The sequence below is a fragment of the Pseudoalteromonas sp. R3 genome (assembly GCF_004014715.1).
GTDB lineage: Bacteria > Pseudomonadota > Gammaproteobacteria > Enterobacterales > Alteromonadaceae > Pseudoalteromonas.
Window position 1 is genome coordinate 1,965,971 of the sequence record NZ_CP034835.1, and the last position, 19,812, is coordinate 1,985,782.

15 protein-coding genes, 2 tRNA genes and 1 pseudogene are annotated in these 19,812 nt (G+C 45.9%); 11 read left to right on the forward strand and 7 right to left on the reverse strand.

Annotated elements, in window-relative coordinates; all coding sequences use genetic code 11:
* The first annotated feature begins 14 nt into the window (after positions 1-14).
* Positions 15-1,398, forward strand: a pseudogene (gene ccoG, locus ELR70_RS13480) (cytochrome c oxidase accessory protein CcoG).
* Between the two features lie 7 nt (positions 1,399-1,405).
* Here the strand turns inward: ccoG and ELR70_RS13485 are convergent.
* Positions 1,406-2,290 carry a transporter substrate-binding domain-containing protein gene (locus ELR70_RS13485; RefSeq protein WP_054017123.1) on the reverse strand — a complete coding sequence of 295 codons (885 nt, stop codon included), beginning with the start codon at positions 2,288-2,290 and terminating at the stop codon, positions 1,406-1,408.
* 289 nt (positions 2,291-2,579) lie between these two features.
* Here ELR70_RS13485 and ELR70_RS13490 point away from each other — a divergent pair, with 289 nt between their 5' ends.
* From ELR70_RS13490 to ELR70_RS13520, 7 genes are all read left to right on the forward strand, one after another.
* Positions 2,580-3,194: a hypothetical protein gene (locus ELR70_RS13490; protein ID WP_054017124.1), complete on the forward strand. Its 615-nt coding sequence runs from the start codon at positions 2,580-2,582 to the stop codon at positions 3,192-3,194.
* Positions 3,195-3,358: 164 nt separating this feature from the next.
* Positions 3,359-4,321, forward strand: coding sequence for an acetoacetate decarboxylase (locus ELR70_RS13495; RefSeq protein ID WP_054017125.1), 963 nt, complete (start codon positions 3,359-3,361; stop codon positions 4,319-4,321).
* Between the two features lie 9 nt (positions 4,322-4,330).
* Positions 4,331-6,568, forward strand: coding sequence for an NAD(P)-binding protein (locus ELR70_RS13500; protein WP_054017126.1), 2,238 nt, complete (start codon positions 4,331-4,333; stop codon positions 6,566-6,568).
* A 233-nt stretch (positions 6,569-6,801) separates the two neighbouring features.
* Positions 6,802-8,952, forward strand: a complete 2,151-nt coding sequence (locus ELR70_RS13505) for a TonB-dependent receptor (RefSeq protein ID WP_235577142.1) — start codon at positions 6,802-6,804, stop codon at positions 8,950-8,952.
* Positions 8,953-8,991: 39 nt separating this feature from the next.
* The gene (locus ELR70_RS13510; RefSeq protein ID WP_054017128.1) at positions 8,992-11,673 is read left to right on the forward strand and encodes an ATP-binding protein; all 2,682 of its coding nucleotides are present in this window, start codon (positions 8,992-8,994) and stop codon (positions 11,671-11,673) included.
* A 314-nt stretch (positions 11,674-11,987) separates the two neighbouring features.
* Positions 11,988-13,688, forward strand: coding sequence for a hypothetical protein (locus ELR70_RS13515; RefSeq protein ID WP_054017129.1), 1,701 nt, complete (start codon positions 11,988-11,990; stop codon positions 13,686-13,688).
* Between the two features lie 212 nt (positions 13,689-13,900).
* The gene (locus ELR70_RS13520) at positions 13,901-15,802 is read left to right on the forward strand and encodes a propionyl-CoA synthetase (RefSeq protein ID WP_054017130.1); all 1,902 of its coding nucleotides are present in this window, start codon (positions 13,901-13,903) and stop codon (positions 15,800-15,802) included.
* A 12-nt stretch (positions 15,803-15,814) separates the two neighbouring features.
* Here the strand turns inward: ELR70_RS13520 and ELR70_RS13525 are convergent, their stop codons facing one another.
* From ELR70_RS13525 to ELR70_RS13545, 5 genes are read right to left on the reverse strand one after another with little or no spacing between them, the layout of a single operon-like run.
* The gene (locus ELR70_RS13525; RefSeq protein ID WP_010386021.1) at positions 15,815-16,144 is read right to left on the reverse strand and encodes a TusE/DsrC/DsvC family sulfur relay protein; all 330 of its coding nucleotides are present in this window, start codon (positions 16,142-16,144) and stop codon (positions 15,815-15,817) included.
* Between the two features lie 2 nt (positions 16,145-16,146).
* On the reverse strand, positions 16,147-16,422 hold the full coding sequence (locus tag ELR70_RS13530) for a hypothetical protein (protein WP_054017131.1): 276 nt from the start codon (positions 16,420-16,422) through the stop codon (positions 16,147-16,149).
* On the reverse strand, positions 16,419-16,778 hold the full coding sequence (tusC, locus tag ELR70_RS13535; RefSeq protein WP_054017132.1) for a sulfurtransferase complex subunit TusC: 360 nt from the start codon (positions 16,776-16,778) through the stop codon (positions 16,419-16,421). The genes ELR70_RS13530 and tusC overlap by 4 nt, the downstream gene beginning before the upstream one ends.
* The gene (locus ELR70_RS13540; protein WP_054017133.1) at positions 16,775-17,128 is read right to left on the reverse strand and encodes a DsrE family protein; all 354 of its coding nucleotides are present in this window, start codon (positions 17,126-17,128) and stop codon (positions 16,775-16,777) included. Before ELR70_RS13540 ends, tusC begins: the two co-directional genes overlap by 4 nt.
* A 54-nt stretch (positions 17,129-17,182) precedes the next feature.
* Complete coding sequence (locus ELR70_RS13545; protein ID WP_054017134.1) at positions 17,183-17,848, reverse strand: Bax inhibitor-1/YccA family protein; 666 nt, start codon at positions 17,846-17,848, stop codon at positions 17,183-17,185.
* A gap of 261 nt (positions 17,849-18,109) precedes the next feature.
* On the opposite strand from ELR70_RS13545, the gene ELR70_RS13550 reads away from it, so the two are divergent.
* Together ELR70_RS13550 and ELR70_RS13555 are read left to right on the forward strand one after the other, a co-directional pair.
* Positions 18,110-18,200, forward strand: a tRNA-Ser gene (locus tag ELR70_RS13550).
* 58 nt (positions 18,201-18,258) lie between these two features.
* Positions 18,259-18,349, forward strand: a tRNA-Ser gene (locus ELR70_RS13555).
* A gap of 43 nt (positions 18,350-18,392) precedes the next feature.
* Here ELR70_RS13555 and ELR70_RS13560 read toward each other — a convergent pair.
* Positions 18,393-18,707 carry a hypothetical protein gene (locus ELR70_RS13560; protein WP_054017135.1) on the reverse strand — a complete coding sequence of 105 codons (315 nt, stop codon included), beginning with the start codon at positions 18,705-18,707 and terminating at the stop codon, positions 18,393-18,395.
* A gap of 170 nt (positions 18,708-18,877) precedes the next feature.
* Between ELR70_RS13560 and nhaR the strand changes: the two genes are divergently transcribed.
* Positions 18,878-19,780 (forward strand): transcriptional activator NhaR, encoded by a 903-nt coding sequence (gene nhaR / locus ELR70_RS13565; protein ID WP_054017136.1) that lies wholly within the window; start codon positions 18,878-18,880, stop codon positions 19,778-19,780.
* Positions 19,781-19,812: the final 32 nt, after the last annotated feature.

A 19,812-nucleotide genomic window follows, 5' to 3' on the forward strand; every position in this document is an offset into this window, starting at 1 on the left:
AATAAGCAAGTATTATGAAGTTCGATATTAAAGAAGAAGATATGATCATCAAGCCCTATAAGCAGGACGGGCCGATCTATATCCGTGAGCAAAAGGGGCCTTTTCAGCAGATCCGTCGCTACCTGGGCTGGTTCCTGATGCTGGTTTTCATTGCTATTCCTGGATCCCATACAAAGGTCAGCAGGCCGTGTTGCTGGATGTGGCTTCTCAGCAGTTTCGTATTTTCGGCGTGACTTTATTACCACATGATTTCATGATCCTGGCTTGGGTATTTATGGCTGGTGCGTTTGGCTTGTTTTTTGTGACTAATTGGCTAGGCAGAGTGTGGTGTGGTTACACCTGTCCACAAACGATTTGGATGCTGATGTTCACTTGGGTTGAGCATCGGATCGAAGGGACTCGAAACCAAAGGATTAAGCTGGATAAAGGTAATTGGGATAGCAAGAAGGTCTCGAAAAAGTTGGCAAAACATGCCGTGTGGGTACTCATTTCCGTCTTTACTGCCACTTCTTTCATGGCCTATTTTGTGCCAGCAAAAACACTCTATACCGAGATGTTTACTCTGCAATGGTCTGGCCTGGTCAGTTTCTGGGTCTTCCTGTTCGCGTTTTGTACTTATGGAAACGCCGGCTTCCTGCGAGAGAAAATGTGTAATGTAGCGTGTCCTTACTCCCGTTTTCAATCTGTAATGTTTGACAAAGATACTTTAGTCGTTTCATACGATGCGGCGCGCGGTGAAAACCGAGGCCCCAGAAAGCGTAAGGCAGATCACAAAGCAATGGGACTAGGTGATTGTGTTGACTGTAATTTATGTGTTGAAGTGTGTCCGGCAGGAATAGACATCAGAAATGGGTTGCAATATGAATGTATCAACTGCGGGCTCTGTATTGATGCGTGTGATGAGACGATGAACAAGTTTGGGTATGACACCGGACTTATCAAGTACACCAGTGAAAATACACTATCAGGCAAAAAGACCAATCCATTCAGACTTAAGTTGGTTGGCTATGCGGCCTTGTTCGCCATGATTGTTGTCACAATGGTGATTTGGGCGATGAACCGTACGCCTATAGAAGCATCGGTGATCCGTGACCGAAATGCGTTATACCGAGTGAACTATGAAGGATTGGTTGAAAACCCTTATACATTGAGCATTATCAACAAAACACAACAGGTTCTGCATTATCGGGTTGGTATAAGTGGATAGAGCATGCGACACTTTCGGCACCCGAATCCATTAAGATTGAAGCGGGGCAAATGCTGCTAGTACCTGTTACTGTTACCGCTGATGGTTACGATCTTAGTCGCACTGCAACGCCAATTACCTTTATCGTGACAGCTGAAGAAGATGCTGATATCACGATCGAAAAAGAAAGTTACTTCTACAAAAATCGCTAATGGCGTTTTAGTTTCGGTCTTCTCCGATGTACACCTCATTACTGAGTTTATTTGTCTCAGTGATGAGGTGTCTATTCAGTTTGCTCTTTAAATGATCCGGCAGCCATTTTAACATAATGTTTTTGTAATCATCCTTTTTGACTAACCTGGTGAGCTCTTTGTCAAATAGCTGAACCAATTTTCTACCAGCAGCATTGTTTGTACACCCAATATAGCCTTTGGCGAGAAGCGGCACGCCAGACAGGGACACCTGAGTCAGGTTATCTGTACCAAGACGCTTACTCAGATAGTAGTGTTCGCTTGGGTAGCCCAGTACCAAATCAACGCGCTTTTTTAGCAACATGTTTGTCAGGCTTTGCAGTGTATCCCATCCCGGTCTGACAACAATCTGGTCGGGTGGCAATCGAGCTATAAGTTGGTCCAGTACTTGTCCATATGAGCGGCTTTGTGCAACACCCAGGGTAAGCCCATGCTTAACGACCAGGTCGACCAGGGATACATCCCCTTTGATGTTTAGACCCAGTACACGTGCTGTTTCCTTGCGAAGCGCTAAGCCAGGAGCCAAACCCAGTGTTGAGTAGTGCTTTGTATAGGTGATGTACTTTTTCCGGCTCTTGGTTTTGTACAAAGAGATCATACAGTAACCAGAGTTACTGTGGCTAAGCTCATAAATAGCGCGGCTTGCGGGAAATCCCTGGCGTTGATGTACCAGATTACCAATCAAAGTATGTAATAGCGTAATCAGTTGTTCATCCCGGCCTTCGCCTTCGTCTCGATCTGAATAGATGTAGTAGGGCGGGAAATCTGTGGTGATCCAAGATACGGTCTCGAAATCGGTGCGTGCATGACAAAGTAGAGTAAAACATGTTAACAGCAGTAAATAAACTTTCACGCAATACTCCTACAGTGTTGCCTGACTAGTCAGTGTAGCAGAGGTGATCACAAACGGAGAAATGGCCATACAAGCCGATTCTCTAAAAGGGTGTTTAACAATATTTGTTTTTAAATTATTTTTACAAGTTGCAAAGTTTTGCTACATTTTAAGAGGCTCCTCTAAAGTTTTGTGCTAATTAAAGAACATGGAAAGTCAGACTCAGTTACGCTGCAATCGGTGCATTTTTCAGATATAATGAGGGGTTGGCGTAACAATAATAATTTAACCGGAAATAAGAGAAAAAATTATGGTTACGCTCATCGTTGGTGACATTTTCGGTCATAGTGATTATCTTGAAGATTTTGCACAAAATCTTGAGACGGATTACAAAATTAGCTCGCCCTACGGTCAGTTCGAGGCCAAAGTAAACCTCCCTGAAAATCAAGTGTATCAGAGCTTTGTTGATGAAGTCGGGCATGATAAATATATGCGGCAGGTGTTGGATGACATCCTTGCATATCAACCCGATCTAATCATTGCTTTCAGCGCTGGGGCTGTCGCAGCCTGGCGTGCATTATCAGCGATTGCACTTAAGAGCTCCGTTAAACTCATTGCTTTTTATCCTGGGCAGATCCGCAACTACCTACATCTTAATCCCGGCTGTCGAGTTGATATTTTCTTTCCCTATCAGGAAAATCATTTCGACATTGTGCCAATAATGGAAATTTTGCAACAACAGCCGAATATCGAATGTTTTCGTACACGATATGATCACGGATTTATGAATTGCTTGTCGAGCCATTACAACAGTGATGCTTTTGGTCATTACCTGGCGAGATGTCAGGAGGAAGTAGCGCAACTAGCAAAAATCAAATTTAACTATCGGCGCATAAAAGATGAACTAAACTTAGTGTCATCTTAACCTTTGCGGACACCTAACAGACCCCGGTTATCAGTCATGGAAGTACAGCCTAGCGTTGTGAAGTGGTGGTTGCTGATAATGTAAAGGAGCAGTGATAGCAAACTGATTTGGTATCGCTGTGTTTTAGTCGCCGCATGTCACCACCGCAATAGAAGGAGTTTTCTATGTCTGAAAAACTAACAGTCCCTTATCGACATTTTCTTGGCAATCCAATTGCTAAACCTCCCTGCAGAATGCTCAACGCAATGATGTACGGATTTTTTGTGAAGGGAAAAATTGAAAAAATACAAGTCTTTTTCGACGCCACGTTGAACTCCGTTCCTAACGAAACCAATACTTATAAAGCCATTTCTTCACACTGCCTGCTAACGTTCACAGATATTGAAAATATTGCTTCCAAGGTACCGCCGTATAGCAATTATGGCTATATGCAGGAAACAGACATTATTATTTGGGTACCTGTTGCTGAGGTATGCAAAAATACCAGTCGCATGACTCACCTGTACTGGTATCCGGCATTCATCACAGTCAATAACATAAATGCGCTCATCAATGGCCGCGAGACCTGGGGGTATAATAAATATTTGTGTCGTTACGAAATGCCAGCGGATCGACGTCATGCTGACCATTTCTCGCTGAGCCTGGAAACATTTCAGCCTTATGATCCGAATAAAAAAATGGCTTGGTACGAGCTGTTGTCCATCGACCGTGTCGCTGATGATGACACCTGGTTTGAGGAGGCGGTCGAAATCAGTAAGGAAGTTGCTGAGCTGCTGCACGAAAGCGCCAGTGAAATAGATATTAGTAGTGAGTTTATCAAGCAATTACTCACCGGTTTTACAAATCCCATGCTAGATCAAATTTTCTTCAAACAGTTTCCCGATGGGTTTGCCACAAACAGTGTGTATAGTGCCGTTGTTCACTCACCCTCTGAGGTTAAAAAGCTACACAAGCTGGGCTTTTTGAAAGACGAATACAAAGTCACTTTTAACCAGGTTGATGCATTCCCACTTGAAGAGATGTTTGGGATCCCAGTCGGGGAGCAATTTGCCAAGCTGCCTTATTACTTATGTATGGACTTTGATCAGGATGGCGCACACGAGATTGTTAAGGCCGATTTGGGATAGGTGGACGTAATGAGTAAAGAAAAAATAGCAATCTTGGGTGGTGGAGTGTCGGCCATGACCGCCGCAGTTTACTTAACTGAAAAAGAAAATTGGCAGGAAGAATACGACATTACAGTATACCAGCTTGGCTGGCGGTTGGGGGGAAAAGGGGCAAGTGGGCGTAACCCGGATGTACACGAGCGCATTGAAGAGCATGGCTTGCATGTTTGGTTTGGTGCGTATGTGAACTCATTTCGGGCCATTGAAACGGTTTACAACAATTTGAGCAGGCCCAGTTCAGTACCGATTGCAACCTGGCAGCAGGCATTAAAACCACACAGCTTTGTCGTGTTGCAGGAATATATAGACAATGAGTGGGAAACCTGGCCGATTGATTTTCCATTGGTACCGGGTAACCCTGCGGATGGTACGTTGGATTTGCACTTTTGGCAGTTGATCCAGATGACTATTGCCTGGTTACACAAATGGATTGATGGCCTGGAAGACGAGGTTGAGGCTGCGCACCGGGAAATCCGCTTACAAACTCGAAAGCGCCGTGACCGTGGTTTGCTGCAACACCTTGCGAGCGAGATTACTGGGGCATTTGACAGTTTGGAAGACAAAGTGTCTGACTTTTTTGACAGCGCTCAAGATGAGGCAAAGGAAATTTGGTCTACTCCCAGATTGTTGATCACCCAGCTGCATGAGTTACTCAACTTACGGGCTGCAGATAAGAACTTGTCAAACAGCCGAGACCGATTGGTGACCTGGTATATTGTTCGTAAGCTCAAACGCTGGCTCAGAGCAGAAGCTCGAGATTTACTGGACGACCATCCTGTGATCAGGCGTTTATACATTTGCGCTGACCTGGCTATCGCGATGTTGATAGGTCTGCTTAGGGATCATGTCCATTCAGATGGTTTTGAAGCAATAAATAAATATGACTTTAAAGCCTGGTTGAAGCGTAACGGCGCAGATGAAGTGTATGTGGTTGAATCAGCTCCTGTGAGAGGGTTTTACGATCTGGTTTTTGGCTATGAGGATGGTGATTTTGACAAGGGTAATGTAGAAGCTGGTGTTGCGTCTTTGGCGATGCTGCGTTTGATGCTGTGCTATCGCGGTGGAGTGATGTGGAAAATGCAAGCGGGCATGGGCGACATCATCTTTTCACCTATCTATGAATTACTCTCCAAGCGAGGCGTGAAATTTGAGTATTTCCACCAAGTGGATGAGCTGATCCCGGCATTGCAGGATGGTGAATATGTGGTTGATGAAATCACAATGACGCGGCAGGTTGAGCTGAAAAATGGTCATTATGACCCGTTTGTAGATGTCAAAGGGCTACCATGTTGGCCCGACCGGCCTAACTATGATCAGATAATCGACGCGCAGGCCGCACTATTGCAGCAACACAATGTCAATCTGGAGTCATTCTGGGGTAATTGGCCGTCTCTTTATGAAGCTGAATTTGGAAAACCCTTACCACGACTATCGCTGAAACGAGGGCGTGATTTCGATAAAGTGATTTTTGGCATCTCTGTGGGCGGCCTGGAGCACTTGTGCCCTCAACTATTGGCCTTGGATGATGGGCTCAGGTTACAAAGCAGCGAAGTCAAAACGGTGGCAACTCAAGCGTTTCAGGTTTGGTTAAATCAAACCGATGAGCAGCTCGGGTTTGACTACACTCCACCCAGTGAAGAGCGTCCTATTCTAAGTGGCTTTTCACAACCATTTGATACTTGGGCTGCTATGTCTTTCTTGTTACCACGTGAAGACTGGCCGGCAAATGGCCCGAAAAATATCGCTTACTTTTGTAGTGCATTTTGCTGCGCAGAATATCCGCCTAGCCATGACCATGGTTTCCCTGATGAGCAAAAGGCAAAAGTTAAAGCCAATGCGATTAATAAACTGGCGACTGAAATGAAACCGCTGTGGCCCAATGCCTACAATGCTGCAGGGCAGTACAATTGGAATACACTTTATGACGATAGCATTGCGCAAGGTGAAGAGCGATTTGACAGCCAGTACTGGCGTGTGAATGTTGACCCCAGTGAGCGCTACGTGTTGTCGGTTGTCGATAGTAGCCAGTACAGATTACCAACGGACGGCACAGTGTTTAGAAACTTGTACCTGACAGGCGATTGGATCAGTACAGGCGTAAATGCTGGGTGTGTAGAAGCTGCGGTAATGGCTGGTATGCAAACTTCACGTGCAATTTGTGGGTTGCCGGAAAGCATCAGTGGTGAGGATGGGTTTAAGCCTGATTAAGCGGCTCAGCTAACAGGTCAGATAGTTGATCAGATAACTGAGTTAGCTAACTACTGATAGAATATACAAAAGACCTCCAATTTTGTTGGAGGTCTTTGCATTTGGACTATACTCAAACAAGCACAAGCGTGAAGCAGAAAAAGAGCACGGATATGTTTAAACTCTCAGCGATTTCAATATCAATAATTTCAGTTTTTCTCTCTCCCGTATGTGTTTTTGCAAACAGTGATAGTATGGAAGTCATCGAGGTATATGCGCAAAAACGTAAGCAAACCCTTGAGGAAGTGAGCATCTCAATTGCCACACTCAATGGTGACAATATGACCCAGCAGGGCATTAAAGATATCAGTGAGTTAGGGGGGTACGTAGCCAATTTTAAGGTCAGCCAGAACGCAGCAGAAGGCACTCCTCCTGCATTGAATATTCGAGGCGTAGGGTTAATAGATTATAACACGGCTAATACATCACCCATTGCTATGTACATTGATGGTAGGCCAGTCGGTTCTGCAAACAATCAGATTGCTAACTTGTTTGATGTTGAGCAAATTGAAGTGTTAAAAGGACCTCAGGGTACCTTGTTCGGCCGTAATAGTACTGGTGGTGCGTTACTTGTCAGGACCAAACGGCCAGATGACGGCAATTACGGTTTTATTAAAGCAGGCGTTGGCACTGACGAGTGGCGTCGGGTCCAGGGGGCGTATAATGCGCGGGTGAATGACCAAAGTGCGCTACGACTTTCCTTTAACCACACCGATTATGAATATACAAGCTATAACTTGTTTGAGCCCTCTGTGGAAGCGGGTCTAAAACAGCAGGACGTCCGTTTCAGTTACTTAGCTGAGTGGGATGCTTTTTCACTGTATGCAAAGCTCGAATATGGTCACTGGGATGGCATTGTCCAGCCAGTTGGCAGTATAGGTATTTACAAAGATCCTGCCAATGGAGTTCGTTGTACCCCGAGTGAAGCGGGAGGCGAGGGATGTTACGATGCGTTTGGTTTTAATGATGGTAGCTCGGATTACTGGGCTGTTAGCGTGAATAATGATTCCCCACACCTGTCAATTTATAAAGGCTGGACAGTACAGGGAGACTGGCAGCTATCTGACAGCCAACAGTTGACCTATATAAATGGCTTTAACCGCCTCGACAGGCGCCATGCCTTCAACTGTGATGGTAGCCCAGCTAGATTATGTGAAGGGGAGCTCGGTCTTAAAAATGAAATTCTCTCTAACGAGTTAAGGTACAGTCAAACCATAGACAGAGACCACCTGACCCTAGGCTTATTCCATATTGAAGAGCGTATATACCAAGACAATTTTAACGACATATTACGAGACATGCGTGGTTTGTTAGACACCACCCTGACGAATACTTTTTTCTACGACAATGAAATTATTGTAAAGTCGGCAGCCGTGTTTGCTCAGTATGAGTGGCAACTTAACGACGCACATCGACTTACCGTGGGTCTTCGCTACAGCGATGAGACTGTCGATTATGACTCTGTTTCGCGGCTGAATACTGTATTAGATGTGGCACAACTTGATGGTGTGACCATTCCTTACTATCGAGTAAATGGAAAGGTGGAGGATGACGGACTGTCTGGCCGCCTGGCCTGGAATTATCAGCTTTCAGCTCCATTAATGCTCTATTATAGCTTTGCCAATGGGACTAAAAGTGGCGGCTACAATGGCGGCTTACTAGCGACGGAAGAGCAAGCTCGCCTGGCAGATTATGGTCCCGAAGAGTTATATGCCCATGAAGTGGGGGTAAAGTACAACAATGCCGATAACCTGTCGCTCAACGGCGCGTTGTTCTTCTATGATTATAGTGACCAGCAGGTGTTTATGAATCAGGCATCCACTGTGCCTGGTGCTCCGCCATTACAACTTCTTGAGAATGTTGGTAGTTCTACAATATATGGCGCAGAGTTAGCTGTACAATATAAAATGAGCGAGTCTCTTAAGTTCAGAAGTGCCGCGGGTTATGTGCCCGAAGCGAACTTTGATCAATTCATCGACCCAGTTGGCAATGTATTAACAGACAATCGTTTACCCTTTACCCCAGAGTGGAACATTAATGCGGATCTCACTCATTCTTTACCACTTTGGCAAGGAGAGTTAGTTTCAACAGTTGGGTTTGACTATCAATCAGAATATTACTTCGACCAAAATCAAAACGCCTATGCAATGCAATCAGGATATACTTTATGGCGAGGGAGTGTGCACTTTGAACGGGGTGACTGGCGAGTAAGTGTTTGGGGAAAGAACCTATTTGATAAAGAATATAGCCATTTAAAATTCGATCTAAGTGCATTTCTGGGTATGTTGGAAGACTTTAAAGGAGAGGGGAGACGTCTTGGGGTTGACTTTTCATATCGGTTTTAGCCGGGCTTTTGCCCTGAATTATCAAAGTTAAGGTCCGAAATGGGTAGTTTTAGGCTATTAGCTACATTGTTACTGTGCCTGTGCACTAGTGTCGCCAGCGCAAACGTTTACGTGTTTGATGGAACGCAGCGCGGGCATAACTTGCATGACAAAGGCTTAGTGTTGTCAGCAGAAAATAACGCACGGTTCCCGGATAGTTTTGCTCAGGTAGCACAGTGGTCAACTGCACAAGCGGAACAGACGCAACGTGCGCTGTTTTCTGGCCGGTACTGGTTGGTAACAGAAATTGAAAACCATTCCAGGTATCAGGATCTGGTGCTTTACCCTTATAATACCGTGTTATCCAATGTTGAGACGCGAATCTATTCCGAGACGGGTGTTGAGCGGTTTTTTACCGGTGGTATGCATGCTAATGAGTACCCGTTTCACTATGGTAATAAAATACACCTGCTGCCTAACCAGAGGTATTTCATAGTCACTCTATTTGAAAGTGACTATTTTTATACGCCAATTAAGTTGGAGCTTATCCCCGTAAAGGAATTTGAGCGCCAGGTTACCATGGACAACCTTTTGATGTCCCTGTGTTTTAGTGTTGGTATTGTGCTTGGGCTGTACAATTTACTGATCTACATTGGCTCAAAGGACATGACGCATCTTTATTACGCGATGTTTGCTGCAACCTGGGTATTCGCCTGGAGTCATTTCTTTCACATCTCAGATCAACTCTTTGGCTTTTATTCAGCCCATTTACATTGGCTAGGTTTTGCCCTGACGCCGATAACCAACGTTTTATTTTATAATCAACTGCTTAAGCTGAAGGAAAAACACCCTGCCTTGTCGACGGCATCGCTTTGGGTTGGTGCGATCGGCGCGATCGGCGCACCATTTTGTATTCTGTTTCCTGGGTTCGGTTTTTTGTGGGCAACGTTAGCTACGGGGTCGGCTTTGTGTATGGGGCTTTACGTTGGCATATTGCGGCTGATGGAAGGTTTTAAACCGGCGCGCTATTTTGTTTTGGCTTATGTGTGTATGGCCATACCAAACATGGTTGGGAACTTCACTAACCTGGGATTACTCCCTCCTATTGCTATCAACTTATATTTAATTGGTTTGATAGGCACTGCCCTGGATGCCTTATTGCTGGCATTTGCAGTGGCAGATAAGTACCGTCTGACGAATGAAGAAAACATAGAGCTCAATAAGAATCTAGAAGCAAAAGTCCTAAAGCGAACTTATGAATTGGAGCAGCTTGCGACTGAACTACGCGATGCCAGCGAAGCAAAAAGCCGTTTTCTGGCCAATATGAGTCATGAAATTCGTACTCCGATGACGTCTATTATAGGGTACGCAGATGGCATCATGTTAGGTGATATCAAACCTCATGAGCGTAATCATGCGATCTCGGTGATCCTGCAAAACTCACGTCATGTTCTGGGTTTGATCAACGATATTCTGGATATGTCTAAAATTGAGGCTAACCGGTTGGAAGTAGAACTCATTGAAGCGAACCTGTTCCAATCCATTACGCATGTTGAATCACTGCTGGGTAAACAGATCAGAGACAAAGGGTTGGAGTTTGAGTTGAACTATCATTTTCCATTGCCGGATTATATCGTGATTGACCCGACTCGGCTGCGACAAATATTGCTTAACCTGACGTCCAATGCACTTAAGTTTACCTCGGTAGGCAAAATTTCTATCGATGTGAGTTGTACACAGGATATTTTGTCTGTGCGGGTTCAGGACACGGGGATTGGGATGACTTCTGCGGAGCAGAAAGAGTTGTTTAACGCCTTTCATCAGGCTGACTCGTCAACGACCAGAAAATACGGTGGTACTGGCCTAGGACTAAATATTTCGAAGAGTCTGGCGCAGAAACTTGATGGTGATATTACCGTTGAGAGTGAAGTCGGCTCAGGGACTGCTTTTACATTATCAGTGGGCTTGTATACTACGCAACGTACCAAGTGGTTAAATACGTTTTCGGAAATTCATCAATCTGAGGAGCCCGGCACAGAGTCGGAGAGTTATGAAACTGAGTCATTAAAAGGCGAGGTCTTATTGGCCGAAGACCATGTCGATAACTGTCGTCTGATCACGCGTATTCTGGAGCGCATGGGACTGAGTGTTACAGCCGTTGAAAATGGCCAGCTTGCCGTGCAAGCTGTGCTGGATGACGAATTTGACTTGATCCTGATGGATATCCAGATGCCGGTGATGGACGGTGAACAGGCATTTAACTTTATTCAGGCAACGGGTTGCACAGCGCCAGTGATAGCGTTAACGGCAAATACTATGAGTCATGAAGTAGAACGTTACCTGAAACTTGGCTTTACTGATCACCTGGCTAAACCTATCGACAGAGCAGAATTTGCCAAGAAGGTCAGTCACTACCTGAACATTACAGTTGAAGAAGACCTGGCATTACCTGACGAAGAGTTCTCCATACTAAAATCCCAGTACATTGCAGGGTTGCATGAACAGCTTGTACAGTTGCAAAACCAGCTGAAATATCATGACTTTGATGGTCTGGCACGCTCTATTCATGCACTTAAAGGCACATCTGCTATGTTCGATTGCCATGATATTTATCAGACGGTAACGAAAATTGATGGGCTACTCAAAGAAAAAGACTATGACAAGGTTGAAAAACCTATGGCTGATTTATTTGAACTGATACATATTGCAATCCAGCAGTCCGAGTGTAATCAGGCGATCTGATGGCTGGCGAATTAGCGGTACAAGCCAAAAACGCTTCGCTTTAATTGTAATAAGTTGTTCAATTTGTGTTCTTTTACTTTTACAGTTTTTTATTCTGTAAAACTCAACAAACTGTAATGGAATCACTACGCTAGTCTATTTTCTGAAATCTAAATGAGAATACATACTTTTGCTAATTTTGTGTAAAAGCAGAAACATCAAAGCTTTAGCTCAAAAGATCAAAACATAATTTCACACTTTGGTCTGGTTGTTTTTTGAGCTCTCGGTCTTTTTGGCTTACCTTTAAAACGGGTTAGACAACAAGGTATGCAACTATGAAAACATATATTCCTTATATTTTACTGGCATTATTAGCAGGGTGTTCATCATCAGACAACGATGAACCTGGTAATACCAATGATCAGGAACAACAGCAACAGGCCCCTTCGGATGATTCATCTGATGGTGATTCGGGGGACAGTAATAACGGTTCTGAAGGAGATAGCTCGGGTGATGCAGGGTCTGGCGATAGCGGCTCGGATGATGGTGCTGATCAGAATGAACCGGATGATTCGCGTGGCGCATATTTCCCTCGGGAGGTAATGGCTTCATCTCCTTTTAGTGATAGCAGCAACGAGGTGGAGCGCGGTTTTGGCGCTCGGCCTGCGGTAGAGTACGGGCCTTCAGTTCCCACTTATTTATGGTCGACACAGCGGATTGGTCGCATACTCAATGGTACCGTGCCTTTGCTGGATGTCTTTAAAGTTCAGTCATTTTATCGCAATAGTACCAATGCAGCATGCTTTGGTCCTCAGGTCGCTTATACAGGTCATCCTGATGCGACTGATCCAGCTTCAGCTTCCGGCACTTTACCCGGTGGCGACTTAGGGCTGTGGTTAGAGAGTGACACTGATGGCAATGCCTGTGCAGTGGCTCAGACCAACGCATTGCTGAGTGGTCTGAGAGATCAATCGCGAATGAGCCTGATGACCTTAGCCAGCATGGTTTCTGCGGCGCTTGATTCTGGCATGAGCTTACCTGCAGATGGTAGTAGTATTGACGTGACCGGTGAAATGAATGCCAAAGGGGTTAGCGGAGTAACCTTTAGCAGTGCAGCTATCACACGCTCTGGAAGTGAATGGCAATACACTGTTGCTTTGACATACACGGTAAGTGGCTCTGACTATGATATTTCATTAAGTATGGCGCATACACCAGGTGCTGATCTGATGAATTATTCAGGTCACCTGACTTATCTGGTGGAAGGCGAGCAGGGGGTGAGCGGTATAGAGTTCCCTGGGGGAAATTGTTCTCAGAACGAGCGCACTCGGACAGGATCATTGGCTTATGAGCGGGCAGGAGATACCATGTCGTTACAGGCCAGAGTGGCCACCCTATGTGGGCATAGCAACACCGGTATGTTCAACTCTGACAACCAGGTTGACGTGAACAACAAGTATCACAACGTCGATAACCCTGACGGCTGGAGTGAAAACTTTTCGATATTCGGTGCTAATTTTGACCTAACCACACTGGCAGGTCAATATGCCTATGTTTGGCAGGCCGGAGTCAACGACAGTAACAGCCGAATTTTCAATATCGGGTTTAACTCACCTAGCCTGGACAATGGCGAAGCGCACTTTGGCTACGGGTCGAAAATTGAGGACACCGACGGGCTGATCCAGGGCTTTATCTGTAACTGGGCAGGCCCGGGAAACGATCACAGTATGCAGGCATTCTCACAGCGTCAATTCTTCCAATACGACACTGCAACCGCAACCTATGACGGCAGCGGTAGTAAAGCTAATATTGAGTATGCACCGACCGCTTCGTGCAGCTATGACGGTACTGGCAGCTTTGTATTTGATATTGATGCCAGTGGGGTCCTAGGCGATATCGCACAGGAAGATGCGACGCTTGCGTTCAGTCAAGATCTGTGGGCACCAACCGACCCAACTAAGACAGTTGCGGAATCTATTACTGACCGAGGCTTGTCTGTACCTGCCGTCCCATATACCTGGCCAGTTGATGAATAAATCGAGTCAAATGAGGCCCTCGTCAGAGGGCCTTTAATTTTTTGGTTAATCGAAAGTTTGCGACAGATCAAATTTCTTCCTGGCATCGACCAATGTCTAGTGTTGTCTTTATTTCAGTAATTCTATGTTTAACAGGGTATCGGTCGTTAACCGGGTATTAACCAGTTGGCAGAGTTTCATACCTGCTGGACCCGGCCCAACAGGAAATCATTATGACAACAACTGCATATCAGGCCTATAAACAGGCATACGAACAATTTGAGCAAAATTCAGAGGTATTCTGGCTCAATCAGGCTGGCCGCCTCAACTGGCATACCTCACCAAAAATAGGAGTCAGCTACGACGAAGAGTCGCTGAGCCACTGGTATGAAGATGGCAGACTCAATACCAGTTATCTTGCACTGGATCATCAGGTAAATGAGGGCAGGGCTGAACAAGTCGCACTGATTTATGATTCACCAGTAACAGGACAAAAGCAGAGCTACACCTATGCGCAATTGCTGGATGAAGTCAGTACATTTGCCGGGGCGCTCGGTAAACTTGGTGTGGTAGCCGGAGATCGGGTGGTGATCTATATGCCGATGATCCCTCAGGCTGTGATAGCCATGTTGGCATGTGCCCGGATAGGGGCAATTCATTCTGTGGTGTTTGGTGGCTTTGCACCCAAAGAGCTTGCGGTGCGCATTGATGATGCAAAACCTAAGCTGGTGCTGAGTGCATCCTGTGGTGTTGAAGTTGGCAGGGTGATTGAATATAAACCCATGCTGGATGAAGCGTTGGCTCTGGCGGAGCATCAAGTAGAGCATGCGGTTGTCTGGCAACGTCCTCAATATCCTGCACACATGTCTGCGCCGCGCGATCTTGACTGGAGCAAGCTGGTTTCAGCGGCCCCGAAGGCCGATGCAGTGCCATTGAGTGCAACTCATCCTCTTTATATTTTGTACACCTCAGGCACGACCGGCACCCCAAAAGGCGTCGTGCGCGAGCAGGGAGGACACGCAGTAGCACTGCATTATAGTATGGAAACGGTATATGGTATGAAGCCAGGTCAGGTATTTTGGGCTGCGTCTGATATCGGCTGGGTAGTGGGCCACTCATATATTGTATATGCACCACTTCTGTTTGGTTGTACAACTTTGTTGTACGAGGGCAAGCCTGTCAGAACTCCGGATGCAGGTGCATTTTGGCGGGTAGTTGAGGAATATCAGGTGAATGCGCTCTTCAGTGCGCCGACTGCATTTCGTGCCATTAAGAAAGAAGACCCGGAAGGTAAGTTGTTTGCACAATATGATACCCGCTCATTACAAACCTTGTTTCTTGCGGGTGAGCGCCTGGATCCCGCGACCTATGACTGGCTACAATCTGTTACGCGCCTGCCGGTGATTGACCACTGGTGGCAAACCGAAACGGGCTGGCCCATTGCCGCCAATCCAATGGGGTTGTCACCTTTACCAACCAAAGCGGGCAGCTCATCGGTGCCTACACCGGGGTATCAACTAAGCATTCTGGATGCAAGCGGCGAGCCTTGCGGGGCTAATGAGCAAGGACTAATTGCAATTAAGACTCCTTTACCGCCTGGTTGCCTGAGTAACATCTGGCAAAATAGTAGTCGTTTTAAACAGAGTTACTTATCTGAGTTTCCGGGTTATTACTTGTCAGGTGACGGGGGTTACCTGGATGAAGAAGGGTATCTGTTTATTATGGGACGCACTGACGATGTAATAAGCGTGGCTGGTCACCGTTTGTCGACCGGAGAGATGGAAGAGGTCGTTGCTGCGCATGACGCTGTAGCCGAATGTGCCGTATTTGCTGCCAAAGATGAGCTAAAAGGCCAGGTGCCTGTGGCTATGGTGGTACTTAAAGACGGCGCCGATCTTACCCAGGAACAGTTACGCGAAGCACTTGTTCAGTCTGTGCGGGGCAAAATAGGAGCAATTGCCTGTCTGAAGCAAATTCTGGTTGTAGAGCGGTTACCAAAAACACGTTCCGGAAAGATATTACGCAAAAACTTACGTCAGCTGGTGGATGGTGAAGCGATGACAGTGCCGTCGACCATTGACGACCCTGCCACGCTTGATGAAATCAGTGCACTGTGGCATGCCACACAGCCATAACGATACAAAGAACTAGATACATTTAGCCGGTTTTGGCAGACCGGCTATCTTAGTGGCTTGCTTTGCAGGTCCCTTCGGAAACAACTTATACAAGTAGATGCTTTTGCCTTTGTCTTCACCCAGCTTTTGACCAATGGCCTTAACCAGCATACGAATGGCCGGGCTTGTATTGTACTCTTCATAAAAGTCGCGGACGAAGTTTACGACCTCCCAATGTGCGTCTGTGAGCGTAATATTCTCTTGCTCCGCCAACAATGGCGCCAGTTCTTTATGCCAGTCCTGATGATTTAGCAGGTAGCCTTCTTTATCTGTTTCGATCTGTTTGTCTTGAAAAACGAGCATAGTTACCACGTAATAGTTTTATTGCTTTGCTCAACCAGCGTGATCCACTGCTGGTCGCTGAGCGGTTCGATATTATTTTGCGCACTGATACCGCGTGCCAGTGCACAGACATTCAGCATGCAAGTACGATTAGTACTCAGTGCGCGCCATGCTGCCTGATCATAACAGGCGTCTCTTGTGAGCAGTATCACATCCTGCTTGGCGAGCAAACCTGCACTGAATACGTCATGATAGTAACTCAGCGGCTTAGAAAAAATATGTAATGTGGGGAGGCTCATAAACTGACCACCTTACTTTGTTGCGACAGCAATGCTTGCTGTTCGTCTACAGACAGAAGCTGAGCGTCGATATTCAGGTCGTCAGGGGTAAGTGCAAATCGCTTCATGGCTTCGGCACATACATAGACTTGCTCAACATCATAAATCTCCAGCGTTTTAAGCTGTTTAAAGTAGTTTTTAATTCCCAGTGTGGATGCATCATTGCCTTGTTTTAGGGCTAATACGGCTGGGCCCTTGAAAAGCCAGGAGATGTTCTGATCCAGCGCAGCAAAAATGAGCGCCATGTCTAACCCTTCGCGGATATGTGCACCATCGAAAGGAGCGGTGTGGTTGATCACCAGAATGTTTTCACTCATTTAAATTGCACCCACTTATCTGCTTTGGTTGCTAACATGGCAAATTCCGCCAACCCTGCAACTTCAAAAGGAGCACACTGTGTGGTGTCCAGTCCGTGCTTTTCTGCCGCTGTAACACATAGCTTGAGCGCAATACCTGCGTCATGCAGGGATTGCCACACCTGAGCTGGCTGAAGTTCATCGCTGGCCAGGTTGAAATGCTGACTGGCAAACAAAACGGCTTGCTGATAAAGAAAGATACATTCAATTTGATGATCTTGTGCTTGTAAAGCACTGGCGAATCGCAGCAGCTGCTGTAATGCGTCGTGGTCACTGACATCGCTGTGCAGGGAAAGTACGTATTGGCTCAAAAGTTACTCATAAAAAAAGCCCCGAATGGGGCTTATTTTAGCAAACTGAGCAGATTAGTCATCACTTGAGCCGAGCAACGCAAGGATAGATGTGAACAGGTTGTAGATGCTCAGGTACAGGCTTACCGTTGCCAGGATGTAGTTTGTTTCACCACCGTTTACGATGCGGCTGGTGTCATATAAGATAAAACCAGACATCAACAGCACAACAGCGGCGTTAATCGCGATAAAGGCAACTGAACTGCCGATAAACAGGTTAACCAGGCTAGAGACAATCACGACCAGCATACCTACAACCAGGAAGCCGCCCATGAAGGAGAAGTCTTTTTTGGTTGTTAGTGCGTAAGCAGATAAACCAAAGAACACTAACGCTGTTGAACCCAGTGCTTGTGCAATCAGTAAGCTGCCATTTGGCATCGCGGCGTAGTGACTAAGCATAGGACCTAAGCCGAAGCCCATTAGACCTGTGAACAGAAAAACCAGACCAATCGCTGAGCTAGAGTTCGCTTTTTTCTGGATCACGAACAAAAGACCAAAGGCAATTAAAGAACAGACAAGACCGGTGAAGCGCGGTAGTGCCATAGTCATAGAGATGGCAGCAGTAATCGCACTAAATGCCAGTGTCATTGCCAGTAGGAAGTAGGTGTTTTTAAGCACCTTGTTAGTTTCGACCGTCGACATAGCCACTTTTTGGCCAGTGTACGAATGATTGAACGCCATTATCAGCTCCTTATTAGAAACACAATGTTCCGAAAATTATTCTAGGCCAAGATTACCAAGAGTTAAATCGCTCGGCAAACCTTTCTGGATCAGTAGACCCTAAAACTGTGCTAAAAGTTCTCAAACTCCCGATTATTGACCATAAAACCTCTCAATGTGTCCGATGTTTGTACAAATAAAGTGAAATTTAACCAATTAAACAAAAAAGCGAAAAAAAAGCTTCACAAGGGCGTCAGGATTCACTAATATTCGCCCCGCTGCGGAGAGATGGCTGAGCGGTTGAAAGCACCGGTCTTGAAAACCGGCATACGTTAATAGCGTATCTAGGGTTCAAATCCCTATCTCTCCGCCACTAATTTTATAAGAATTTGCCAAGTGAGGTCCACTGGCGGGTTTATACAATCTGTTTTGGAGAGATGGCTGAGTGGTTGAAAGCACCGGTCTTGAAAACCGGCATACGTTAATAGCGTATCTAGGGTTCAAATCCCTATCTCTCCGCCATATTAAGGCCGTAAGTCTCAGACTTACGGCCTTTTTACTTTTTTCATCTTGCACGGGTTGCTAGCCTCAATGCGCGTTTTACGTAACGTTTAGCCCGGTGAGCGCAGGCATTAATTGCATCGGACGCCTTATCTGCCACCTCATTCACTTCAACCTGCTGATAGCCTCTCAGCCCGACTCGGATCGTACAGTAAACTTGTTGAATGTCGTCTAACTGGTTTTCATCCGTCAAAAGGTAAACTTCGACTTTGTCAATTTGCCCTGCATAGCGGCCAAGCATAAGCCTGATTTGTGCATCTACATGATTGTTTTCGGCTTCTGTCGCGTCACTATGGGATGAAAACACATCTACCCACATAATTTACTCTCATTGATTGATTTAAAGTTCGTTTATCTGCTTAAACGTCGCCTGTAATGTGATCGTGCTACCTCATCAAGCGTATCAATCGAAAAGAATTAAGTGAAATCGTTTGTTCTATATACTACAGTTCGGATTATTCGAAGTGTCTTCGACTATGAGGAAGCCCCATGCAGGATGTCATTAACTACAAACACTTAAAGTACTTCTGGGCTGTTGCGCATGAGGGCAGTATTGCCAAGGCCAGTGCTAAGCTGAACATTACCCCGCAAACCATCAGCGGTCAGTTGTCTTTGCTCGAAGAGCGCGTCGGTAATGAGCTTTTGCAAAAAGAGGGCCGTGGACTGCGATTAACCGATACCGGCCGAGTCGTATTGCGTTACGCTGACGAGATCTTTGAGCTGGGTAATGAGTTGAGTGATGTCTTAAAAGGTAACAGTGCGGTGGGCCCGGCAGAGTTTATTGTTGGCGCCTCCAGTGTATTGCCCAAAACCATAGTGCATAAGATTATTGAGCCCGCCATGCATATTGAGCAGGACATCCGCCTGACCAGCCTGGAAGGGCCAGTTGACAGTATGCTTGCTGACTTGGCGGTTCATAAAGTTGACTTGGTGTTGAGCGATGTGCCTGTTACTGGGGCATTTAGTGTCAAGGCGTACAACCATTTGCTGGGAGAAAGTAGTATTACCTTTTTAGCGGCCCCCGCACTTGCCAGACAGTACGCCAAAAACTTTCCTATATCGCTTAATAATGCACCTTTATTACTGCCGACACAGCAACATGAAATTCGTAAAGAGTTTGATTTTTGGTTAAGCGATCAGAATATTCACCCCAATATCGTGGCGCAGTTTGATGACAGTGCGTTGATGAAATCGTTTGGTCAGTCTGGTTTGGGGTTGTTTTTTATGCCCAGCGCCATTGCTCAAAATGTGTGTGATGCATTCCATGTACGCCCGGTGGGTGAGCTGCCAAACATAAAACAAAAGTTTTATGCGATTTCAGCAGAGCGAAAAATCCGACACCCGGCTATTGCTGCGATATTCAATACAGCCAAATCGTCGCTATTCAAATGAGCTACGTTATCAAAGTGGCAAAAAATCAACCT

Bases quoted from the DNA above. Each gene is read 5' to 3' on its own strand.
- ELR70_RS13490 (WP_054017124.1), top strand. From the start codon at position 2,580: ATGGTTACGCTCATCGTTGGTGACATTTTCGGTCATAGTGATTATCTT.
- ELR70_RS13495 (WP_054017125.1), top strand. From the start codon at position 3,359: ATGTCTGAAAAACTAACAGTCCCTTATCGACATTTTCTTGGCAATCCA.
- ELR70_RS13500 (WP_054017126.1), top strand. From the start codon at position 4,331: ATGAGTAAAGAAAAAATAGCAATCTTGGGTGGTGGAGTGTCGGCCATG.
- ELR70_RS13505 (WP_235577142.1), top strand. From the start codon at position 6,802: ATGGAAGTCATCGAGGTATATGCGCAAAAACGTAAGCAAACCCTTGAG.
- ELR70_RS13510 (WP_054017128.1), top strand. From the start codon at position 8,992: ATGGGTAGTTTTAGGCTATTAGCTACATTGTTACTGTGCCTGTGCACT.
- ELR70_RS13515 (WP_054017129.1), top strand. From the start codon at position 11,988: ATGAAAACATATATTCCTTATATTTTACTGGCATTATTAGCAGGGTGT.
- ELR70_RS13520 (WP_054017130.1), top strand. From the start codon at position 13,901: ATGACAACAACTGCATATCAGGCCTATAAACAGGCATACGAACAATTT.
- ELR70_RS13525 (WP_010386021.1), bottom strand. From the start codon at position 16,144: ATGCTCGTTTTTCAAGACAAACAGATCGAAACAGATAAAGAAGGCTAC.
- ELR70_RS13530 (WP_054017131.1), bottom strand. From the start codon at position 16,422: ATGAGCCTCCCCACATTACATATTTTTTCTAAGCCGCTGAGTTACTAT.
- tusC (WP_054017132.1), bottom strand. From the start codon at position 16,778: ATGAGTGAAAACATTCTGGTGATCAACCACACCGCTCCTTTCGATGGT.
- ELR70_RS13545 (WP_054017134.1), bottom strand. From the start codon at position 17,848: ATGGCGTTCAATCATTCGTACACTGGCCAAAAAGTGGCTATGTCGACG.
- ELR70_RS13560 (WP_054017135.1), bottom strand. From the start codon at position 18,707: ATGTGGGTAGATGTGTTTTCATCCCATAGTGACGCGACAGAAGCCGAA.
- nhaR (WP_054017136.1), top strand. From the start codon at position 18,878: ATGCAGGATGTCATTAACTACAAACACTTAAAGTACTTCTGGGCTGTT.